The organism is Bosea sp. (in: a-proteobacteria) (genome assembly GCF_023953965.1).
Classification (GTDB): domain Bacteria; phylum Pseudomonadota; class Alphaproteobacteria; order Rhizobiales; family Beijerinckiaceae; genus Allobosea.
Map to the genome: position 1 here is coordinate 2,150,760 of NZ_JAMLIX010000001.1, position 21,544 is coordinate 2,172,303.

18 protein-coding genes are annotated in these 21,544 nt (G+C 65.0%); 4 read left to right on the top strand and 14 right to left on the bottom strand.

Annotated elements, in window-relative coordinates:
• The first annotated feature begins 81 nt into the window (after positions 1 to 81).
• Positions 82 to 930, top strand: coding sequence for a creatininase family protein (locus tag M9917_RS09895; RefSeq protein ID WP_297253208.1), 849 nt, complete (start codon positions 82 to 84; stop codon positions 928 to 930).
• Between the two features lie 113 nt (positions 931 to 1,043).
• Here M9917_RS09895 and M9917_RS09900 read toward each other — a convergent pair whose 3' ends face one another.
• The 7 genes from M9917_RS09900 to M9917_RS09930 form a co-directional block, all read right to left on the bottom strand.
• Positions 1,044 to 2,285: an MFS transporter gene (locus M9917_RS09900; protein WP_297253210.1), complete on the bottom strand. Its 1,242-nt coding sequence runs from the start codon at positions 2,283 to 2,285 to the stop codon at positions 1,044 to 1,046.
• Positions 2,286 to 2,488: 203 nt separating this feature from the next.
• Positions 2,489 to 4,198, bottom strand: a complete 1,710-nt coding sequence (locus tag M9917_RS09905) for an ABC transporter permease subunit (protein WP_297253212.1) — start codon at positions 4,196 to 4,198, stop codon at positions 2,489 to 2,491.
• A gap of 133 nt (positions 4,199 to 4,331) precedes the next feature.
• Entirely contained in the window at positions 4,332 to 5,414 is a 1,083-nt protein-coding gene (locus M9917_RS09910) for an ABC transporter substrate-binding protein (protein WP_297253214.1), read from the bottom strand.
• Positions 5,415 to 5,505: 91 nt separating this feature from the next.
• Entirely contained in the window at positions 5,506 to 6,612 is a 1,107-nt protein-coding gene (locus M9917_RS09915; RefSeq protein WP_297253216.1) for an ABC transporter ATP-binding protein, read from the bottom strand.
• Positions 6,609 to 10,580: a hydantoinase B/oxoprolinase family protein gene (locus M9917_RS09920; RefSeq protein WP_297253218.1), complete on the bottom strand. Its 3,972-nt coding sequence runs from the start codon at positions 10,578 to 10,580 to the stop codon at positions 6,609 to 6,611. Before M9917_RS09920 ends, M9917_RS09915 begins: the two co-directional genes overlap by 4 nt.
• Complete coding sequence (locus M9917_RS09925; protein WP_297253220.1) at positions 10,577 to 12,151, bottom strand: class I adenylate-forming enzyme family protein; 1,575 nt, start codon at positions 12,149 to 12,151, stop codon at positions 10,577 to 10,579. Before M9917_RS09925 ends, M9917_RS09920 begins: the two co-directional genes overlap by 4 nt.
• A gap of 10 nt (positions 12,152 to 12,161) precedes the next feature.
• On the bottom strand, positions 12,162 to 12,926 hold the full coding sequence (locus M9917_RS09930) for an enoyl-CoA hydratase/isomerase family protein (protein ID WP_297253222.1): 765 nt from the start codon (positions 12,924 to 12,926) through the stop codon (positions 12,162 to 12,164).
• Positions 12,927 to 13,026: 100 nt separating this feature from the next.
• Here M9917_RS09930 and M9917_RS09935 point away from each other — a divergent pair, with 100 nt between their 5' ends.
• The 3 genes from M9917_RS09935 to M9917_RS09945 all read left to right on the top strand — a co-directional run bounded on the left by M9917_RS09935 (position 13,027) and on the right by M9917_RS09945 (position 15,090).
• On the top strand, positions 13,027 to 13,857 hold the full coding sequence (locus tag M9917_RS09935; protein ID WP_297253224.1) for an IclR family transcriptional regulator: 831 nt from the start codon (positions 13,027 to 13,029) through the stop codon (positions 13,855 to 13,857).
• A gap of 83 nt (positions 13,858 to 13,940) precedes the next feature.
• On the top strand, positions 13,941 to 14,075 hold the full coding sequence (locus M9917_RS09940) for a hypothetical protein (protein WP_297253226.1): 135 nt from the start codon (positions 13,941 to 13,943) through the stop codon (positions 14,073 to 14,075).
• Between the two features lie 277 nt (positions 14,076 to 14,352).
• Entirely contained in the window at positions 14,353 to 15,090 is a 738-nt protein-coding gene (locus M9917_RS09945; protein WP_297253228.1) for a GntR family transcriptional regulator, read from the top strand.
• Positions 15,091 to 15,129: 39 nt separating this feature from the next.
• Here the strand turns inward: M9917_RS09945 and M9917_RS09950 are convergent, their stop codons facing one another.
• Genes M9917_RS09950 through M9917_RS09980 form a run of 7 tightly spaced genes read right to left on the bottom strand, consistent with a single transcriptional unit; the run spans position 15,130 to position 21,492 of the window.
• Entirely contained in the window at positions 15,130 to 16,029 is a 900-nt protein-coding gene (locus tag M9917_RS09950) for a branched-chain amino acid ABC transporter permease (protein ID WP_297253230.1), read from the bottom strand.
• 9 nt (positions 16,030 to 16,038) lie between these two features.
• On the bottom strand, positions 16,039 to 16,908 hold the full coding sequence (locus M9917_RS09955; RefSeq protein ID WP_297253232.1) for a branched-chain amino acid ABC transporter permease: 870 nt from the start codon (positions 16,906 to 16,908) through the stop codon (positions 16,039 to 16,041).
• Positions 16,908 to 18,107, bottom strand: a complete 1,200-nt coding sequence (locus M9917_RS09960; RefSeq protein WP_297253234.1) for an ABC transporter substrate-binding protein — start codon at positions 18,105 to 18,107, stop codon at positions 16,908 to 16,910. Before M9917_RS09960 ends, M9917_RS09955 begins: the two co-directional genes overlap by 1 nt.
• A gap of 18 nt (positions 18,108 to 18,125) precedes the next feature.
• Positions 18,126 to 18,860 carry an ABC transporter ATP-binding protein gene (locus M9917_RS09965; protein WP_297253236.1) on the bottom strand — a complete coding sequence of 245 codons (735 nt, stop codon included), beginning with the start codon at positions 18,858 to 18,860 and terminating at the stop codon, positions 18,126 to 18,128.
• Positions 18,857 to 19,663: an ABC transporter ATP-binding protein gene (locus tag M9917_RS09970; RefSeq protein WP_297253238.1), complete on the bottom strand. Its 807-nt coding sequence runs from the start codon at positions 19,661 to 19,663 to the stop codon at positions 18,857 to 18,859. Before M9917_RS09970 ends, M9917_RS09965 begins: the two co-directional genes overlap by 4 nt.
• A 54-nt stretch (positions 19,664 to 19,717) precedes the next feature.
• On the bottom strand, positions 19,718 to 20,119 hold the full coding sequence (locus M9917_RS09975) for an AtuA-related protein (RefSeq protein ID WP_297253240.1): 402 nt from the start codon (positions 20,117 to 20,119) through the stop codon (positions 19,718 to 19,720).
• Entirely contained in the window at positions 20,116 to 21,492 is a 1,377-nt protein-coding gene (locus tag M9917_RS09980; RefSeq protein WP_297253242.1) for an acyclic terpene utilization AtuA family protein, read from the bottom strand. The genes M9917_RS09975 and M9917_RS09980 overlap by 4 nt, the downstream gene beginning before the upstream one ends.
• Between the last annotated feature and the right edge of the window lie 52 nt (positions 21,493 to 21,544).

Here is a 21,544-nt window from a genome sequence, read left to right on the forward strand (position 1 = left end):
GCTGCTCTGACAATGAGATAGATCGCATTTGATCTCGGGCATGACCGAGCCACCAGATCACCCTACCGAAAGGCCCAAGAGATGACTTTTCCCTACAAGAAGACCGATAGCTTCCGGGATATCCCGCATTACGAGGAGCTGACGAGCCCGGACGTGGCGGCCGCCATCGAGAAGGGCGCACACATCATCGTCTCGACAGGAGCCATCGAGCAGCATGGCGCCCATCTCCCGCTGGGGACGGACGTCTACCAGTGCGTTACCCTCGCCAGGATGGCCGCGGCGGTGCTCAATCGCGAAGGCATCCCGGTTCTGTCGGGACCCGTCATTCCCTACGGGCCGCGGCCTCTCCTCAGCGAGTGCCCGCTTTCCCTCCCCGGGACGATCAACATCTCGCAGAAGACCATGATGGCGATCACCGAGGAGGTCTGTCGCGAACTCGTGGGTCAGGGCTTCAAGGTTATCTACCTGCTATGCGGCCATGCCGAGACCGACGCGATCCTCCAGATCGTCGCGAAGGAGGTTTCCGAGACGACCGATGCGAGCGTCGTGACGCTTAACAAGCTGATCGGTGTCCGGGGCAAAGGTTATCGCACGATGATGAAATCGGAGCGCTCGCAATCGCATGGCGGCGAGGGCGAAACCTCGCGGATGCTGGTCGCCATCCCGAATCTCGTCCGAATGGACAAGGCTGAGAGCTATCAGCCGAACATCCCGGGCGATCGTCCTCCGGAAGACCACATGCCTTATCTTGGCGGGGCCATCGGCCGTTACAAGTATCCGCCGGAGGTCTTCGAAAATTTCCACGGAGGCATTTGGGGCGATCCGGCGAACGCCTCGGTGGAAGTGGGCGAGAAGTCCTTCCAGATGATGACTGATTTCGTCTGTGCCGCGATCCGATACGAGTGGAAGCTCTGGGAAAAGTATCGGTAAGCTGCATCCCGGGTGAGGCGGAAACCCTTCTGCCTCACTCGCCAACGAGCCGGTATGAACCACCCTCAGGCATAGGACGGTTTGCACGACGACTATCTGCCGAAGCCGTGCCGTCATCCACGATTGGAGGCGGCTCCCGCAGGCCAGAGATGCGTGCGCCAGCGCATCAGGATCATGAGCGTGCAGACGGTGCCGAGCAGCCCATAGATCGTTGCCGTCGCCCGAAACCCGACATGCTCGATGAGCGGGCCCGACAGGAGCAATCCGAGCGGCAGGCCGTAGACGGCCTGCGCCCGTATCCCCATGATACGCCCGCGCAAGGCGGGCGGCGCTCCACGCAGCAGAAGCACCGCCATCGGCAGCAGACACAGCATCGAAGCGGCGCCGTTGAGGACGAGGAAAGCCGAGCCGGCCGTGAAATGAGGCGCCCAGCCGAGGGCGATCACCAGCAGGTGCCAGACGATACTGAAAATCAGCATCATGCGGGCCGGCCAAACCGCCGAGCCGAGCTTGCTCAGCAACAGGGAGGCCGTCATCGCGCCCAGCCCCACGCTGGCCGAGAGATAGCCGAGGCCCGTCTCTCCGGTCTTGTAGATCTCGCGCGCGAGATAGGGCAGCAGCCCCAGCGTGAAGGGATAGGCGGTGAAGTTGACGAGGAAGGCCAGCAGCATGGCCGCCAGTTGAGGCGGCGCATCGCGGACGGAGCGCGCGGCATCGGCCATGTCGCGCCAGGGCGATGTCCCGGACGCGAGGCGAGCGCCCCGAGCGAGCCTGACGCCGAACATGAGCCCGGCGCTCGACAGATAGAACGCGACGACCAACCCATAGGCCGATCCCATGCCGACCGCATGAACGGCACCGGCGCCGACCAGCGCCCCCGCGGTGCGCGCCGAATCGGTGGTGATGCGGGCGAGCCCGATCGCCCCCATCAGCCGCTCATGCGGAAGAATCTCGCCGATCAGCACGTTGCGCAGTGCGATATCGGATGGCCGGACCATGCCGGCGAGGCCCGCGACGACCAGGACCACGACCGGCGACAACGCTCCCAGAACGGACAGGACAGCCAGGACGCCGGCCAATAGCGCGTAGACGACGCGCATGAGGCACAGCACGTTGCGGTACCCCGCGCGATCCCCGAGGAGGCCGAACACCGGGGCGATCAGCGTACCGAAGAACTGGAGCGACGCGAACAGGGTGAGCAGGAAAACCGATCCGGTCTCGGTGAAGATGTACCATCCGAGGATGATCGTCTCCATCTCGAAGGCCCAGGACGTCAGCAGATCCGCGCCCCACTGGAACCGGAAATTGCGGACGGCGAAAGCGGCGAACATGGAGGGGCGAGGGCTGGCGTTCATCCCGGGTCATCGGACGGAAAAGTGGAATCCCGGTTTTCCGGAAATCCGATGCTGAGACAAAAGGCTGGATCGCCGCTTTGCGTCCGACAGGACGCGCGACGATCCAGGCGTGCGTTCCGCTGCAAGCTGGTTCCGCTCCCGGACAGCATGACGGCGAGGGGCGGTTCCCGGCCGTCTCTCGCCAGCTCGAGCATGTCGGCGCCTCAGCCGGGCGGCGAGGCCGTGTTTCCCCGGCCCAGCCGTTTCGCGACCTCGGAGAGGGACAAAAGGGCGATGGAGAACACGACCAGCACGCTCGACACCGCGGCCAGTGTCGGATCGAGTTCCAGCCGCACGCTTTCCCACATTTTCACGGGCAGCGTCACCGCCGATGTGCCGCTGATGAACAGCGCGACGGTCACGTCGTCGAACGAGGCGAGGAAGGCGAAAAGCCCGGCCGCGACGATGCTCGGCCTGATCGCGACGAAGGTCGTCTTCATGAAGGCGCGCAAGGGCGCCGCGCCGAGGCTGCGCGCCGCCATTTCGGGACGCTGGTCCGCCTGGCGCAACCCGCCGATCAGGATCAGGACCACGATCGGGAGGCCGATCACCAGATGGGAGATGATCAGGCCGATCCGCGTCCCCGCCAGCCCGATGCTCGACATCTGGAAATAGAGAGCCACCGCGATGATCAGCGTCGGAATCATCGCGGGCGACAGCATCAGCGCCAGCGAAACCTGTGCGAGCCGGGAGCGCGAGCGCGTCACGCCGACCGCGGCGGCCAGGCCCAGCGCCGTGACGAGGATCGCGCTCACCACCGCGACCTGGAAGCTGGTGAGGGTCGGCCCCGTCCAGTCCGGCCGTGAGAAATAGGTCTCGTACCAGCGCAGCGACCAGCCCGAAGGCGGGAATTGCAGGAAGGGCGAGGCGCTGAAGCTCAGCGGCAGCAGGATGAAGATCGGCGTGAGCAGGAACAGCAGCGTCGCGACGGCGAAGCCCTTGCCGAGAAGGTCGGCGGCCCCCGCCGAGACCCGGGCGCAGCTGCGGCCGGCCGAACGGTCGAGGCCTCCGCGCAGCCGGGCCTGGACGGCCCCCGCCGCATGGAGCAGCAGCGAGAACGTCCCCGACGGCTTCGACGGCGCATCGCCGCCGCCCTCGATCAGCCCGAGCGTGCGCGCGCAGACGAGCACGATGACGAGCGTCGCGACCAGCAGGATGACCGCCATGACGGCGGCCTGCTCCCAGTTGAACAGGGTGTTCACCTGCTCCTCGATCAGCATCACATAGGTCACTTCCTTGAGACCGCCGAGAATGGCGGGCGTCACGAAATAGCCGATGCCGTGGAGGAACACGATCAGGCTGCCGGACAAAAGGCCCGGCAAGGTGAGCGGGAGGAAAACCAGCAGGAAGGCGAGGACAGGATTGGCGCCGAGGCTTTCCGCCGCCGAGAGGAGCCTTCCGTCGAAACGGCGCATGACCGCGAACAGCGGGAAGAACACGAAGGGGATCAGGAGATGGACGAGGCCGAGCGCCACCGCGAAGCGGCCGTAGAGGATCTGCAACGGCTCCGGCACGATGCCGATGCCGACCAGGGCGTCGTTGACGATGCCCTGCCGGCCGAGCAGCACGATCCAGGCATAGGCGCGCACGAGGACGCTGGTCCAGAGCGGCATCAGCATGAGCAGCAGGGCCAGTTTCTGCATCCGTTCCGGCAGGCGCAGCACGACATAGGCGAGCGGATAGGCGATCACCGCGCAGATCAGCGTCACCTGCGCCGCCAGGACGAAGGTCTCGGCGAAGACGCGCCAGAGCAGCGTGTCGGACATGACGTCGGCATAATACCGCAGCGTCCAGCCTTCGCTGCCGAAGCTCTTCGTCAACAGGCCCAGGATCGGCACGACATAGGTGACGACCAGAAAGGCCAGGGCGGGCATGAAGAGCAGCCCCGGACCCGAAAGCCGGATGCGAGATCGGGAGATGCCGGGGTTCATCGTTCGGTCGGCGTCCAGGGAGCGGGCTGCATGGAGCGGCCGGCGACGGGCGCCGGCGGCTGACTCGACGCTGCGATCACTCGCGGATCCAGCGGTTCCACATCTCGACATTGCGTTCGAGCGTGGATTTTCCGTTGGTCTTCTCGGCCCAGGACTTCGCGTTCATGAAGACCACCTTCGGCAGGTTCTCCGGCGACACCGGATTGTCCCGCGCGAACTTCGCCGGCAGCGCCGCCGACGCCTTCCGGTTCGAGGGGCCGTAGGGCATGCGGCTGGCGAAATCGACCTGGCGGTCGGCGCGCGAGGCGAATTCGATGAACTTCAAGGTGTTCTTGTAGTTCTTCGCGCCCTTGGGAATAGCCCAGAAGGATGCCGTCACGACCGCGCCGTCCCAGATGTAGTCGACAGGCGCCCCTTCATCGCGCAACTGCGCCATGCGGCCGTGATTGGCGATCACGATGTCGGCCTCGCCGTCCACCAGCGCCTGCGGGCCGGCATTGCCGGAGCTGACCCATTTGATCACGCTCGGCCGGATCTTGCCGAGGCTCCTGTAGGCCCGTTCGAGATCCAGCGGATAGAGCTTGTCGGGCGCGACGCCCTCGGCGAGCAGCGCGGGCTCGATCGGCCGAAGCTGGTAGCTGCCCGCCGGAAAGACGCGCGGGCCGGGGAACTTCGCCGTATCCCAGGCCTCGGCCCAGCTCCGGGGATGGTTGTCCTTGGTGTATTTGCGGGTGTTATAGGCGATCACCGAGGCGAAATACTGCGATCCGACCCCGTAATCGTGCACCAGCCGCGGATCGATCTCCGCGATCGTCGCCTTGTCGATCTGGCCATAGTCGATCTTCTCGAGCAACCCGGCCTCGGCCAGCGCCTCGAGTTCCTCGTTCGTCACGAGGAAGGCGTCCCACTCGACATTCTTGCTGGCGACCATCGCCTTGACCTTGGCGAGGGTGATCCCGGTCGTGTCGTTGACGGCGATGCCGGTCTCCTTGGTGAAAGGCTCGAAATAGGCGGCGCGCTGGCTGTCCTGCATGCGCCCGCCATAGGAGGCGACGACGATCCGTTCGCCCGATTGGGCGAAGGCCGCCGAGGATGGCGCCGCCGCCAGGGCACCGATGGCACCGAGGACCGTGCGGCGGGTTGGATTGCGATGCGTCATTGGTCGTCCCCTCATTGTCGTGGTTGCAGACGAAGCTAGGCGAATTCAGTCAATATCGCAATAAATCTTATCGGATTGCATAGCGATACGATTATTGGTCTGGAGGCAGGACGAGCGCGTCGGAGGCCGCCCAGCCGAGCCGCACGCTTTCCCCGCGCTCGCGGGGCGCGCTGCGATTGTCGACCACGGCGGCGATCGTGCCGCCGCCCGGCAGCGCCACCCTGATCCTGGTGTGCTCACCGAGGAAGATGCTGTCGATGATGGTGCCCTCGACGGCGTTCTCTGCATCCGGCTCCGGGGCGATGCGGACATGCTCGGGCCGGAGCATGACCTCGATCGCGTCGCCCGTCTTCGGCCCGTGCAGGTGGCGGGCGTGGAAGCGCAACCCTCCCATCGCCTCGACGACGCAGCGGGCGCCGTCGACTGCGCGGATCGTGCCGGGGAAGCAGGCGGACTCGCCGACGAAATCGGCGACGAACCGATTGGCCGGCGAGAAATAGAGATCGGTCGGCGTGGCGATCTGCGCGATGCGGCCGGCATTCATCACCGCCACCCGGTCGGAGAGGATGATGGCCTCGACCTGGTCGTGCGTGACCAGGACGATGGTGATGCCGAGCTTGCGATGCAGCTCCTTCAGCTCGAGCTGGAGGGCGTCCCGCAGTTTCCGGTCGAGGGCGCCGAGCGGCTCGTCCAGCAGCAGGAGCGGTGGCGAGAAGACCAGCGCGCGGGCGATCGCCACGCGTTGTTGCTGGCCGCCGCTGAGCTGGCTCGGCAAGCGGCCGCCCATCGGGCTGAGCCGCACGAGGTCGAGCGCCTGCCGGACGCGATCCGCGATCTCCGCTTTCGGCATGCCGCGCATCAGCAGCGGGAAGGCGATGTTGTCCGCGACCGTCATATGCGGAAACAGGGCCAGATGCTGGAAGACCACGCCGATATTGCGCCGGTGCGGCGGCAGTGCGTCGACCGGCTCGCCGCCGATCGAGATCGAGCCCTCGTAATCCCGGATGAAGCCGGCGATCGACATCATCGTCGTCGTCTTGCCCGAGCCGCTCGGTCCGAGCATCGTCACGAATTCGCCCGGAGCGATGTCGAGGGAGACGTCATCGACCGCCTTGAACCCACCATACTTCAGGCTGAGGCCCCGGATCCGGACTCCGGCGCCGAGCGTGGCCGGTGGCCGGGCGAGCATGTCCGTCATCCGCGCACCCTCCGCAGCAGCACAGGGGCGGAATGCTGCATCAGCTTGCCCGCCTTCTCGACGATTCCCGCCAGATCGGACTCGGTGGCCGGCAGGACATGCGCTTCCTCGCTCTCCGGCTGCGTCGCCTGCATCCGGGCGCGCAGGGCGGCCGTGGCGGCGGCATCGACCTCTCCAGCCGCGGAGGTCACGACCCCGTAGACGTCTCGGGCGGCCGCGATGCCGAGCAATTCGTCGCGGACGTCGCGGCCGACCGCCTCCGGGTCCCTGTCGAGCGGGGAGCCATAGCCGCCACCACCGGACTGGCAGACCCGGATCACCATGCCCTTGCGCAGATGCACCTCGCCCTTGCCGGGCAGGAGCTGCGGTTCGCCATAGGGGTCGAGCAGGACGAAGGAGGGCGTGCCCGGCTGCCCGCCGGCGACGCCGTAGGGCAGGAACTTCCGGCGCTCGGAACGGTATTGCAGCCTGCCGGCATCGGCGAGGAAACGATATTCGCGCATCACCCCGATGCCGCCGCGGAAGCGCCCGGCCCCGCAGGCATCCGGCACATAGCTCCAGTGCTCGAGCCGGACGATGCCCTCCAGATCGACCACCTCGGCCGGGACCGCCGAGGCGTTGGCCAAAGCGAGCGAGGTGCCGTCCAGCCCGTCGGCGGCGGGCCTGGCGCCCCAGGAGCCGCGCAGCATGTCGACGAAGATGAACGGCTTGCCGGCCGGCGTGCGCCCGGAGAAGGTGTGCAGCAGCGAGCCGCCGTCGCCGGCAGCCATGATCCGACCCGGCAGCGCCTTGCCGAGCGCGCCGAACAGTGCGTCCATCAGCCGGTAGGTGGTGATGGCGCGGGCGGCGCCTGCTGCCGGGCTGCTGCCGTTGAGCACGGTGCCCTCCGGCGCGACGATGGTGATAGGCCGCATATAGCCGGAATTCGTCGCGGCGTGGGGCGGCATCAGGCAGCGGAAGGCGAGATAGGCCGTGCTCTTGGTGGCGGAGAGGGTGGCGTTGAGCGCGCCGGCGACCTGCGGAGCGCTGCCCGTGCAATCGACCAGCGCGTGGTCGCCGTCGATCGTGATCTTCACCGCGATGCGGATCGGCTCCTCGCTGATGCCGTCGTCGTCGAGGAAGTCCTCGAAGGCATAGCTTCCGTCGGGGATCGCCCGGATCGTGTCGCGCGCGATCGCCTCCGAGGCTTCGAGAAGCTGGTTCTCGTAGCGCTTGAGATGGGCGACGCCGTGGCGCGCCGCCAGGGCGGCATAGTCCTGCGCGCCGCGCTCGCAGGCGGAGAGCTGGGCGTCGATGTCGCCGCGCACCTTGTCCGGCACCCGGACATTGGCGAGCAGGATCGGCAGGATCGACGGATCGGCCTCGCCCCGCCGGAACAGCTTCAGCACCGGAATCCGCAGGCCCTCGGCGAAGGTCTCGGTGTTCAGCGGCGAGTTGCCGCCGGCCGTGTTGCCGCCGATGTCGAGATGGTGGACGATCGCGGCGGTGAAGGCGACGTGCCGGCCCTCGGCGAAGACGGGCTTCACCAGGAAGATGTCCGGCAGGTGCATGCCGCCGCCGAACGGGTCGTTCATGATGAAGACGTCGCCGTCATGGATGTCGCCGTCATAGCGGGCGATCACCGCCTCGATCACGTCGGGCATCGCGCCCAGATGCAGCGGGATCGTCATGCCCTGCGCCAGGAGCCGGCCCTCAGCGTCGGCGAGCGCCGTCGAGAAGTCGCCGGTATGCTTGACGTGATGCGAGCGGCAGGTGCGGATCAGCGTCAGCGCCATCTCGTCGGCCAGGGTCTCGAGGCCGTGGCGCACCAGCTCGCGCGTCACGCCGTCGAAGCGCTCGTCGCCGAAGGAGGCGGCGGCCTGCGTCGCGATGTCGATCGTGAGCGTGTTGTCGTCGCCGCGGGAGATCGTGGTTCCGGGCGGCACGACGATGGTGGTATCGTATTGCTCGACGATCACCGGCCCCGCCAGCGGCTCGCGTCCGATGCCTTCGCGCGTCGTCACCGCCGCGTCGCGATAGCCGATCTCCGGGCCGCAATAGATGCGGCGGCGCTCGCCTGCGGCGACGCGGTGCGGGCGGTCCAGCGTGTAGCGCCGGAGCGCGGCGTCCCGATCCTGCACGATGCGCGCGGAAAGGCGCAGCGTCACGACCTCGACGGTCTCGGAGCGCATGCAATAGCCGAATATGCGCTGGTGCTCGTCGTGGAAGCGGCCGAGCACGGCGTTCAGATCGCCCAGCGTCGCGACATCGTCGGAGAACCGGGTCGGGATCGTCGAGCCCTGGCCGCGATATTGCAGGTCGCCGTCGACGCGATAGGCGACGCGGACATCGCCGTAGCCGGCTTCCTGCATATCGCGCGCGGCCATGGCGACGAGCTCCGCCAGCGTCGCCTCGATGCCGGTGCGGGTGGTTTCGTCGAGCACGCAATAGGTCGATCTGGAATAGCTGTGCTCGATCGGCGTATGCAGCAGCCCGTAGGCGCTGAACACGCCGGGCGTGAGCGCGACCACGACCTTGCGCATGCCGAGCTGGCGCCCCAGCTCGACGGCATGGACGGGGCCGTTGCCGCCGAAGCAGATCAGTGCCGCGTCGCGCGGGTCCTGCCCGCGCTCGGAGGAGATCGCGCGGATGACCCGGATCATCCCGGCATTGGCGACCGCGACGATGCCGTAGGCGGCGTCCTCGATGCTGATGCCGAGCGGCTCGGCGACGACGCGGGCGATCGCCCGGCGCGCCGCCTCGACGTCGACCGGCAGCGTGCCCCCGACCAGATGCGTCTGGTTGAGATGGCCGAGCACCAGATTGGCGTCGGTGACGGTGGGCTCGGTGCCGCCCAGCCCGTAGCAGACCGGGCCGGGATTGGAGCCGGCGCTGCGCGGCCCGACCCGGATCGAGCGGCCCTCGTCGAGCCAGGCGATGCTGCCGCCGCCGACGCCGACCTCGGCGACGTCGATGGAGGGCGTGCCGATCGTGTAGCCGCCGCCGGTGGTCAGGCGGCTGAAGCTCGAGATGCCGGCGCCGACCTCCAGGCTGCCGATCCGGCTGGCCTCGCCGCCCTCGATCAGCGCGGCCTTGGCGGTGGTGCCGCCCATGTCGAAGGTGATGGCCTTGGAGGCGCCGGCCTGCATGGCGGTGGCGACGCCGCCGATGACGCCCGCGGCCGGGCCGGATTCGATGATGTTGACCGGCCGCTCGCACGCGATCATGGCGCTGATGATGCCGCCGTTCGACTGCATGGTGAGCAGCGGCGCCATGATGCCCATGCCGGCGAGGCGCGACTTCAGGCTCGCCAGATAAAGCTGCATCACCGGCCGGACATAGGCGTTGACGCAGGTCGTGCTGGTGCGCTCGTACTCCTTCACCTCGGGCAGCACGTCGGAGGAGAGCGAGATCGAGGCGTCGGGCAGGCGCTCGCGCAGGATCTGGCCGATGCGCTGCTCATGGACGGGGTTGGCGAAGGCGTTGATCAGGCAGACCGCGAAGGAGTCGACCTTCTCGGCCACCAGCCGGTCGATCGCGGCATGGACGGAGCCTTCGTCGAGAGGCCGGATGACGGCGCCGTGCGCGTCGATGCGCTCGCCGACTTCGCGGCGCAGATAACGTTCGACCAGGATGGGTGGCTTCACCCAGTCGAGATTGTACATGTCCGGGCGGCGGTGCCGGCGCATGTCGAGCACGTCGCGGAAGCCCGCGGTGGTGATCAGGCCGGTCCGTGCGCCCTTGCCTTCGAGGATGGCGTTGGTCGCGACCGTCGTCGCATGGACGATCTCGGTCACCGAGGCGGCCGGCAACTCCGCCCGCTTCAGGATGACCTCGATCCCTTTCGCGATCGAGCGGCTGTAATCCTCGGTCGAGGACAGCACCTTCTCGACGAAGAGCACGCCGTCGGAGCGCACGCCGACGAGATCGGTGAAGGTGCCGCCGATATCGACGCCGATACGGATGTCGTGGGACTGGGACGGGCTCACGAGCGCATCTCCGCAGAAACCAGGGCAAATTTTTCAACAGCTGAACGTGCGCCGCGATCCCAGCAATCCGTGGTGGCCTTCGACAAGCTGTGCTTCATGATACGCTCGCTGGGGGTTCGCTCGAAGCCATCGACCGTCGCGATGTAACGCGGGTTCTGGTAGGGCGCGAGGCGCTCTTCGAGCCAATCGGAAAGGGCGGCGGGATCGACCTCGCAGTCCGGTTTGGGTTTGACGAAAAGCTTGATGTCCTGCTCGCCGAGCTCGCTCGGCACGCCGATCATCGCGCAATCCTCCACCGTGGGGTGCTGCGCCGCGACATGCTCGACTTCCCATGCCGAGACGTTCTCACCCTTGCAGCGCACGCTATCGCCCTTGCGCCCGTGGAAATGCAGATCGCCGGTCTCATCCCAGCTCCCGACGTCGCCGGTCCGGAACAGTCCGTCGCGGAAAGCCGCCGCCGTCGCCTCGGCATTGTCGAGATAGCCTGCGAAAAGGGCGCCCGGCCGCTTGGCGCGCACGGCGATCTCGCCGCGCCGGCCCGGAGCGGCGGGGAGCCCGTCATCGCCCAGCAGGACCACGTCGAACCATGGCAGGGGCTTGCCCACGGCCCCCACCGTGCCGCCGATGTTGCAGGTCGCGATGCTGGAGGTCTCCGTCATGCCGTAGCATTCGTGGATGGCGACGCCGAAGCGCTGCCGGAAAAGCCGCCAGATATCGGGCGGACAGCCGCCGCCCCAGGCGATCCGCACGCCATGGGTCAGGTCGTCGGATCGCGGCGGCTGCTTCAGCAGCATCTGGAGGATGCCGCCGAGGTAATGGATATGCGTGGCCTTCTCGTCGCGAACCTGCTCCCAGAAGCGGCTCGCGCTGAACGAGGGCACCATCGCCAGCCTGACCTCCTCCAGCAGCGGCAGCGCCAGGAGCTGCGCGCCGCCGATATGGAACAGGGGTTCCCAGACGAACAGAACGTCGCCCGGGCGAACGGCCGAGACGATCGCCGCCGCCTCCGCCGCCACACGCAGCATCGCATGGGAAACCTCCACGCCCTTCGGCCGCCCGGTCGTTCCGGAGGTGTACATCAGCGCGAAGGGGGCCGACGGGCCGGGTGGCTCTTCCGCGAAGACCGCGTCGCCGGACAATATCGCACCGAGCGGAGTGGCGCCTCCGGCCGCCGTGTCCGCGATGAGGGGAACCCCTTCGAGGCGGGCTCCGCTCGCGGCGATCTCGGGCAGGAGATCGGCGTCGGCGGCGACGAGCCGCGGGGTGCTGCTTTCCAGGAGGTACTTCAGCCCGGCGCCCCGCTGACGGGGATTGGCCGGGACCCAGACCACGCCGGCCTTCGCCAGGCCGAACAGCAGCGGCAGGACGGCGAGCGCGTTGCGCATCATCACGACGGCCCGGTCGCCTCGGCCCAATCCCTGCCGCCGCAGCGTCGCGGCACAGGAATCGGACTGACGATCGAGCTCGCGGAAGGTCAGCGACGCGCCCTCGAAGCTGGCGAAGACGCGGTCCGGCTCGGCATCGGCCCGCCGCCGAAGCAGATCGACGAACCCTTGCAGGGCGCCGGTCATGGCGAAACCCTCACGCTCGCGCTCCGCGATCGAGGAATTTCTCCATCTGCCGGCCCGGCTCGCCGGATCCATAGGATTCACGATGGTAACGGATCGCCGCGGCGATGCAGGCTCGGAAGCCGGGCTCGCTCATCTCCCGCAACCACTGCTTGTCCAGCCGCATGGCGAGCGCGGCCTTGCCGCTGAGTTCGCGCGCCAGCGCCAGCGCCTCGTCGAGAACCTGCTCGCGCGGCACCAGACGATTGATGATGCCGATCCGGAAGCACTCCTCCGCCGGCATCAGGCGCCCGGACAGCGCCAGATCCGTCGTGCGCGCCACCCCGAGGATCTCGCGCATGATCCAGGGACCGGTGATGCTGGCGATGCCGGCGTTGATCTCGGGCTGCCCCATGCGGACCTCGGCATGCCCGATGCGGAAATCGGCCAGCAGGGCGACCTGGAAGGCCGAGCCGACCGCGAGCCCGTTCAGGGCGACGACGAAGGGCTTCGGCAGCGAGCGGATGGTGTCGTAGAGCGTCTCCCATTCCCGGATCCAGCTCTCGGCCCGCTCGGCGTCGAAGCTCCTGGCCTCGCGCAGATCCTGGCCGGCGCAGAAGGCGCGTTCCCCGGTCCCGGTCAGGACGATGGCGCGCACCTGCGGATCGTCTCCCGCGCGGCGCAGCGCGTCGACGAGGCGCGCTCGCATCGGCGCGTCCCAGGCGTTGAGGATTTCGGGCTTGGCGAGCCGGATCAGTGCAATCTCGCCCCGCGCTTCTTCCACCACTCCGTCCGTCATGATGAAATCAGCCTCCAGTTATCGTATTGCAATGAGATACAATATAGCGTATTATAATCTTGCTTGAATTGTCAATTCAAACCTAGTTGGGGGATGGCTCATGGTGGGACGATCTGGATCCGAGCGCCGGGAGAAGAAGACGGCCGACGCCGCGGGCGAGCGTCACGACCCGCTGACGGTCCGCTCCGTCGAGAAGGCCTTTCGTGTCCTGGCCGCGTTCAGCCCGGCTCATCCGACGCTGAGCCTGACGGAGATCGCCAAGGCGGCCGATCTCGACAAGAGCGCGGCACAGCGCTTCGCCCATACCCTGACCAAGCTCGGCTACATGAAGAAAAACGAGAACAACCGCCGCCTCGAGCTGACGTCGAAGACGCTGACGATGGGGTCCAACTACGTTCGATCCAACACGCTGATCACGAAGTCGATCCCCTATCTGCTCCACCTCAGCCGGGAGACCGAGGAGACCATCAATCTCACCGTTCTGGACGGCACGGATATCATCTTCGTTTCACGGTTTCTCAGCCGGCATGTCCTGGCGAACGATGTCGTGGTCGGCGCGAAGATGCCCGCCTTCTGTACGGCGCCGGGCATCGCCATGCTCTCCCGCATGGCGCCGGCTGCGGCCCGCGCCGTCCTGGAACAGAGCGATCTCAAACCCTACACGGCCTCGACGACCTACATGCTCGATGCGCTGATCGGGAAGATCGAAGCCTCGGCCGCCCAGGGCTACGCGACGGCTTTCGAGGAATTCTATCACGGCGATCTGTCGATCGCGGCCGCCGTCCTGGACGCGAAGGCCCAGCCCCTCTGCGCCTTCAACATCAGCGTGTCGAGCACCCGCTACACGCCGGAGGAGGCGAAAGCCCGTTTCGCGCCCCTCGTCGTGGCCGCGGCCGCATCCGTTTCGCAAAACGTCGCCAGCCTCGTCTGAAGTCGTCGCGGAAATCGGTCTTCCTGACCGCCGCCCGGAGATCCCGCCGGCCTGCTTCCGCATCGGTGCAGGCCGAGGCGATGATGCTGGAGGCCACGCCGGTGATCCCGTGCTTCTGCTCCAACCTCCAGAACCTCGCGGTGTACAAGCCGACCGGGTTCGAGCAACTCCCCCACGGCAATTACGGCGACCAGTTCGCCACGCTGGATCTCAGCTGAACCGCCTTGTCCCGGCATCGGGCCGAAAGGCGCCGGCCTATCGAGAATTCCGACCTGATACAGGCGCCGAAAGGGCCTCGATGTTCGCCTGGGTGTCGTTGCCTGCGGCACTTGCGCATCTCGGGCGCCCGGGGTCTTCTCGGGAGTCGTTCACGTCAAAATCGCATCGCCGCGAGCCCGGCGTCCATCTCAAAGCGGCCCGACCGTGGCCCTTGCCGGCGCGGTATTATATCATGGTTTCTCACAGATTTTCACAGATGAGAGATCGAGGATCTGCATGACCGTGGATACAGGGCCGTTGCGCCCTTCGGGCCGCCCGAAAGGCACTGGCAGCCAAGTCGTCTATGACGAGCTCCGCAGCCAGATCTTGATGATGGAAATGAGACCGGGCGCGCTATTGGATGAGCTGGCCCTCGTGCAATCATTCGGGCTTTCACGCACTCCCGTTCGGGAAGCGCTGATCCGGCTCGAGGCGGACGGACTCGTCGAGATCGTCGCAAACCGGGGCGCACGGGTGTCACCGATCGATTTCGACAGCGTCGGCGAGCTTTTCGAGGCTCTCGACCTCTATTCGCGTGCGATCTGCCACCTGGCGGCCCGCCGCCCCAATAAAGTGGCGCTGACCGCGGCCAGAAAGATAAACGTCGACTTCGCTGACGCGGCGCGGCGCAATGATTTCCGCGCGATGGGAGAAGCCAATTGGCGGTTTCACGATGAGCTCGGTCGCGCTGCGGGCAACCGCTACCTCGCCGAGGCTCAAACGCGCACATTGAATGCAACGATGCGCTTCGCCTACCTGGTCCATTCCGCGGCTGTCACCCGTAGCCAGAGCTATCGATCCTATTTCGATCGTCTCGTCGAGGAACATGAGCAGATTCTCGATGAAATCGAAACAGGAAACGCCGTATCCGCCGAAGCCTTGGCCGGCCGCCATACCCGGCTTTTCCAGGAGAATGTGGCGGCTTACATGAAGCAGAATGATCTGTTAAGCGTTAGCGTAGTCCCTACCTCATGAAATACTTCATGCCGGCAAGTCTGCCTGGGTGGTCGGCACTTATTCCGGGCCATACGCCGGCCTTGCCTCCGGGAGAACGCCTCGGGGCCTAAAGCGGAGCACCAGGAGGAAGCAAACGCCAATAATGAATTGCCTGCCGGCGCCGATCTGAACGGCCGACAGGCCAGGCAGGGACGAGATCGCAAAGCGGGCGCTTTCATCGAAAAGAACGAGCAGGAATGTTCCGAGGACTACACCAAAATTATTGCCTTTCCCGCCGAGGCTTATTGCAAAGAATATATAGATAAGCCTCTGTGTTCCAAATGTATCTGGCGATACAAATCCGATATAGTGCGCGTATATTGCGCCGGACAGCCCCATGAGGCCCGCGCCGATCGCCAGCGCGACCATCTGAAACTGGACAACGTTCTTCCCAGCGGCTGCGACGACCGGCGCGTCGTCACGAATAGCGCGGAGCACTCGGCCGAATGGAGCGCCGCGAAGCCGCTCCAGGAGGAAGAGCGCTGCACAAACGGTCAAGAGCACGAAAGCAAAATAACAGTAGCCGAACGCTGGCCCCAGCACATCGAGACCGGGCTGCGGAATCTGGGCGAGGCCATCCGTACCGTTCGTAAGCCACACCTCGTTCTCAGCGACCAAGCGCACCGTTTCTGCGAATCCTAGCGTAACAATAGCAAGATAATCATCTTTGACCCGCACGACACCCAAGGTTGTGGCAGCGCCGACTCCAGCCGTGATCAGAACAGCGATCAGTGCCGATAGCGGCACCGGAATACCCAGCTCAAGCGAGAGAATAGCGGAAGCATATGCGCCAAAAGCATAGTAGCCAATTACGCCAAGGTTGACCATGCCGGTCATGCCCCAGATTATATTGAGGCCAAGCGCAATCAGGGCGTAGATGCCTGCGAATGTCCCCGCGGCTGTGAGATAATTCAGCATTGCCTGCTCTCAGATAGTCTGGCGTCCGCCGAGAATGCCGCGGGGAAGTAGGGCCAATGTCATGATGATCGCTACAAATCCAATCGCCGATCGATAGTTGACCGGCAGGATCAGCGTCGACCACTCTTCGGCGACGCCGATCAGAATGGCTCCAACGACTGCTCCGGTCACATTCCCGAGCCCTCCGACAACGGCCGCGGCAAAGACCGAAATGATGATCAGAAAGCCCATATCGGGCGTAATCGCAGTATTCGTTGCCAGGATGATTCCCGAAGCGCCACCGAGACCCATTCCAATAAAGTTGGAGATGGTTGAGATACGTCGAGGATCTATTCCCTTTATGTCTGCAAGTTGAGGATTATCGGCCACCGCCCGCATGGCGCGCCCGATGCTTGTAAAGGTCAGGAGGCCGAACAAAAGACCCATGGCGACGACCGCGAGACCGAGATTCTCGAACTGCTGCGGCGCGATTCGGATGTTGCCCCACACGACGTCGCGCATGATCGGGACGTCGAGGGAACGGACATCGTTTCCAAAGAGCATGCGCAGCGCGTTCTCGAGAACCATATTCAACGCCATCGAACCGATGGCCACGATCAAGGGTCCCCCGCCACGCAGAGGCTGCAACGCAATCCGATCTGTGAAAACCCCGACAAGTCCCGCGAGGATAAAGGCAAAAATGAGAGTCCCCACGAAGGGGACTCCGAAGTAAGTGTTCGAGACGTATCCTACAAAGGCGCCAACGGCCACATGCGCCGCCATCGAGAAATTCGTTATTCTCTGGACGGCGAAGATAAGGCTCAACCCCACAGCTGGCAAAGCAATCGTAGAGCCGGCCATGAGCCCGTTGACGGTTAGTTGTAGAAGTTCGGAACTCATCAGAGGGTCACGTTGACGAGCTTGCCGTCACGGATTTGCTGCAATTGGAATTCGCAGTCTGAAAGGCTGCCATTCGGCTCGAACGAACAAGGTCCGGAGGCCCCGTCATAATTGATCGGGCGTCCCTCGCGCAGGATCGCCAGACCCGCCAGGGCGTCCGTCACGACCTCCCCCGAACCACTGCTGACCGAACGGATGGTATCCTTGATTGCCGTGCCGGTTGCCGCCTTGGCCCGGGCGACCGAGAGGATGAAAAGATTGATATGGTCGAAAGCCTGGCAGGCGTAGGTGTCGGGCTGATCTGTGCCGGCGATCTCCTGGACGCGCTTGTAACCTGGTGATCCCAGCGCCGGAACCGGTACTTGCGTGTAGAGGCCTTCGACGACCTGCTTTCCAGCCCCGTCTATCACGGCCTGATTGACGCCCGTCGCAAGGCCGATGATCGGCGCCTTGACACCGGCTCTGTAAAGATCGCGTGTCATGATGATGTTGTCGGGTGCCAGCCCGCCCAGCAGGACGACATCGGGCTGCGCCTTGAGGAGTTGGTCGACTTCCGTACGAAAGGACGTCTTACGAATATCGTAGATGACGCTGGTCGCTTTCGTTCCGGCTGCCGTGCACGCGGCTTCGACCGCTCGGATGAACGGCTCGGCATATGGCTGCTGCGGGGCAAGAACATAGACCTGTTTGGCTTTTCGCTTGATCGCGAACTCGGCCAGCTTGCGTCCTTGCATGCCGGTATCGGGATGCGTTCGGATGAAATATCCTTGGTGAGGCATGGCGCTAAGCGAGTCAGCGGAAGTGATGCCAAACATAATGACTTTATTCTGCCAACAGATCGGCAGCATGGCGGCTCCGACGCTCGATGCCCAGACGCTGATGATTGCGCTGACGCGGTCTACGTCTATGAGCTTTCGAGTCGCGAGAACGCCGGCATCCGGATTGGTCTGATCGTCTTCTCCGAAATATTCGATCTTCTGGCCAAATATGCCTCCCGCCCTGTTGACGTCTTCGACAATTGCACGATGGATCTTCATCATCGTCGGGCCGTGGGGAGCGCCGGCGCCGGTGAGCGGAACCAGGCCGCCGACACGGATCGGCCCCTGAAACTGCTGTGCAAACGACGGAATCGGAAGTGCTGCGAGTGCGGAGGCACCAACCGCGACAGCACGGCGCGTAGGATGAAAAGAGGCGGTCATATGCTTTGCTCCCCTATGTTACGTTGATTTTAGCGTCTCGGCTGCGTGTTCTCCCAGGAAGACGAAGCGTATCTCGGGGTCGGCCAGGAGCTTTGCGGCAGGTCCTTCCCGACTATTGCAGCCATCGACCAGGATGTAGGCTCTTTCCGCGAACTCCAGCGCCCTTACGGCATTCTGCTCGACCAACAGAACGGCTATGCCGCTATCCGCGAATGTTCGGATCAGCTGGAACAGGTCTCCAGCCGCCGCTGGAGAGAGACCCGCGGTCGGTTCGTCCAACAGGACGAGCCTCGGATCGACCATGAGGGCCATGCCCATGGCGAGGAGTTGGCGCTGGCCGCCGGACAACGCCCCTGCCCGTGCGCGCCGTTTTTCGGCAAGAGCAGGAATGCGCTCGAAGACCTTCTCGGTCCGCTCCCGGTTGGAGGAGGGATGGAGATTTCCGCCGATCTCGAGATTTTCGACGATGGTCAGGCTCGGGAAGACGTTGTGCTCCTGCGGCACGAAGGCGACCCCCCTCTTCGCCAGCTCTCGCGGCGGCAGGTTTGAGATCTCGTGCCCGGCCAGCAGGATCGATCCCTTTCTGAGAGGCACGACGCCGGCAAGCGCCTTGAGGAATGTCGATTTTCCCGCGCCGTTGGGCCCGAGGATCGCCACGACCTCCCCTGCGGCGACGGAGACACTGATGCTTTTCAGGATTACGTCTTGGGCGCCGTAGCCTGCGACCAGGCCGGCTGCGGTCAGGAGCGTCATGCATCGCTCCCGAGATAGGCCTGCTGAACACCGTGGTGTGCGCGGATGCTCTCGAACCTGCCCTCAGCGAGGTTCCGGCCTCCCGCAAGAACATAGACATAGTCGCAGACGGACTTGACGAAACTCATGTTGTGCTCGATCACCAGCACCGTGATTCCGGCGGCCCGGATTTGCAGCAGATGCTCGCTGAGATCGCGGCTGAGCGAGGGATTGACCCCCGCCATGGGCTCGTCGAGCAGGATCAGCCGTGGCTGCGCCATCAGCACGCGCCCCAGATCAAGAAGCTTTTTCTGGCCGCCTGAGAGATCCGCGGCGGCGGCGTTGACGAGGTGGCCGAGCTTGAGCATCTCAGCGATCCGCCACGCGGATTTGCGCAGATCACGCTCCCGGTCCACGGCGGCAGCGGATCCGCGAAGAGCTGCCCAGACCGATTCTCCCGGCTGTTTCGGCCCATAAAGCATCAGATTCTCAAGGACACTCAGCGTCGGAAGCGTTCTCGACAACTGGAATGTGCGGATGAGCCCATGCGCTGCCCGTCGATCAGGCCGCTCATGTGTCACGTCTCGGCCGCGCAGGCGTACAGTCCCCTGATCCGGGGACAATGCGCCGGCGATGATATTGAACAGCGTGCTCTTTCCCGCGCCGTTGGGGCCGATCAGGCCGGTGATCGTGCCCGGCTGCACGGCGATGCTCGCCCCCTGCAGCGCCCGCAGCCCGCCAAACCTGCGATAGATGCCAACGGCTTCCAGGAGCGGGCTCGCGGCATCGCTTCGCGTGCCGTACTGCCCATCGTCGACCGGCACGATGGCGGAGGCGCGGTCCTCTGCCCTCCTCGAGTGATGAATCGGCCCAGCCATTCAGGACGCCACTCTTCGCATTGGAGCGGGCTGGTCGTCGAAGCCTCGTTTGCGCGCTGCGAGGAGATGACGCGGGATCCTGACCGGCAAGGTCAGCAGGAAAAAGGACAAGGTCTTGCCGTGCCCATCCAGGTTGAGGCTGCCGTTGACGCCGCCTTCCAAAACGTCATCGATCACGAAATTGAAGGCTGCCAGCAAAGGCAGATCGTAGCGGCATACCTTGACCGGTCCGCGCGCTGAAAAAAGCCGGGCAACCCGCTCAGCTGTCACCTGCTCGGCCAACAGCGGAAAGATCGCGGGATCATAGGCGATGAGGCTCGCATTTACGCGATTGCCCTTATCGCCCGTTCGGCTGTGGGCAACCTCATGGAGAGCGACCTCCAGGGTTTCTTCGGCGCTCATAGGGGGGCCTCCGCCAAGATTTCAACGGTCGGCTTAACCAAGTCCCGCCCAAGCAGTACGGACCGGGTCTGAACCCTGCCGGTAACACCTTTCCTGACGCCTCCTCCTCCCCCTGGGCCGGTGCTGTAGAGACCAATCACCTCGTTGGCGATGCGATCCGCGGTAAGCTTGTCGGGGGCATTGCCGGCGAGCCGAACGCGATATTCGCCATCGTTGGGAAATTCGCCCCGACGGCGCATCGTGCCGCTGTCGCCGTCGAAGCTGCTGACCGCGCCAATCAGGTCGATGCGCGTCGGACACTGAATACCGACGATACGCAGACGCTCGGCCAGCACCTGCGCGGCGAGCTCCGCGCGAGCCAGGGCATTGGGTCCCGCATAGGTGATCTCTCCCTCGGCCAGGAACCCGCCTTCAACGCTGAGTGTCGCCTTCAGAGTCTCGGGACGGGGTCGACCGCGCGCTCCGGTTACGGCGACCCGGTTGGGACCGGCCTCCTCGAGGCGGACAGCGGTCACATCGAGCACCACGTCGGGCACCACATAAGCCGCGGGGTCGTGCATTTCGTAGAGCAGTTGCTCAGTCACCGTGGCGGTCGAAACCAGACCGCCCGTATCGTCCGCCTTGGTGATGACCAGTCGGCCGTCCGCCTCGACTTCACCGATCGGGAAGCCGATCCGTCCAAGATCAGGCACGTCCTTGTAGCCAGGATCCGCGAAGTAACCGCCCGAGACCTGGGCGCTGCATTCGAGGAGATGACCGGCCAAGGTCCCGGCCGCAAGAAGATCCCAATCGGTTTCTGTCCAGCCGAACTCCGAGATCAAAGGGCCGAGAACGAGCGCGGAATCCGTACAGCGACCGGTTATGACCATATGGGCGCCGAGGTTCAGCGCCTCGGCGATCGGGCGTGCGCCGAGATAGACGTTGGCGGCAATCAGCGGCTCGTCCCCGAGCGGAAGCCCCTCGATCGTCGGCCAGGCGCGAATCTCCTGCTCGGAAACCATACCGAGGAGATCGTCCCCTTCGATCAGGCCAACGCGCAGGCCCTCGAGCCCCAGTTCCCTGGCGATCCCGAACACGAGGGCCGCCGCAGCCCTGGGATTGGCGGCCCCTGAATTACAGACGATCCGAATGCCCGCGGTGACGCAGCGTGTCAGGATCGGACGCAGAAAAGCGCCGAGTTGAGGGGTGTAACCGGCATCGGGATTTCTGCGCCGCTCGAGTTGAGCAAGGGCCAGCGTCCGTTCCGCGAGCGTTTCGAGGATGATGTAGCGGGGCCCGTTACGACGTTCCAGCGTGCCCACGAGGATTTCGACGGCGTCAGGCCGCTCGTCTGCAAAGCCGGCACCACCCCCGATATAGACCTTGGTAGCCATGCACCACCTATTTTATTCACAGTGTATTATTAATGGCTTATGCGGTCAATCC